The sequence below is a fragment of the Pseudomonas sp. SIMBA_067 genome (assembly GCF_046534675.1).
Lineage (GTDB): Bacteria > Pseudomonadota > Gammaproteobacteria > Pseudomonadales > Pseudomonadaceae > Aquipseudomonas > Aquipseudomonas putida.
In genome coordinates, this window is record NZ_JAWRYH010000864.1 from 1 (window position 1) to 254 (window position 254).

Consider the following 254-nt stretch of genomic DNA (forward strand, 5'->3'; position numbering starts at 1 on the left):
CGCCAGGTTCATCGGTCAGCCTCGGTGGCGAGCGAGGAAGTCCAGCAACACCGGGAAGTACACTTGGGGCTCCTCATAAAACGGCATATGGCTGCTGTTGGGAAAAACGTGCAACTCGGCGTGCCTGGCGGCTTGTTTCATGCGCATCGCGCAGGCCGGCGTCAGCTCGTCATGTTGGCCGGTGGTGATCAATATCGGCATCTTGAACTCGGCCATCTCGGGGATGCGGTTCCAGTCCTTGAGATTGCCGATAT

The 254-nt window shown here is 58.7% G+C and carries 1 protein-coding gene; it reads right to left on the reverse strand.

Going from position 1 to position 254, the window contains the following annotated elements; translation table 11 throughout:
* Positions 1 to 15: 15 nt before the first annotated feature.
* Positions 16 to 254 (reverse strand): alpha/beta fold hydrolase (locus tag SB765_RS31670; protein WP_410932760.1); only part of this gene is annotated, 239 nt, incomplete at its 5' end.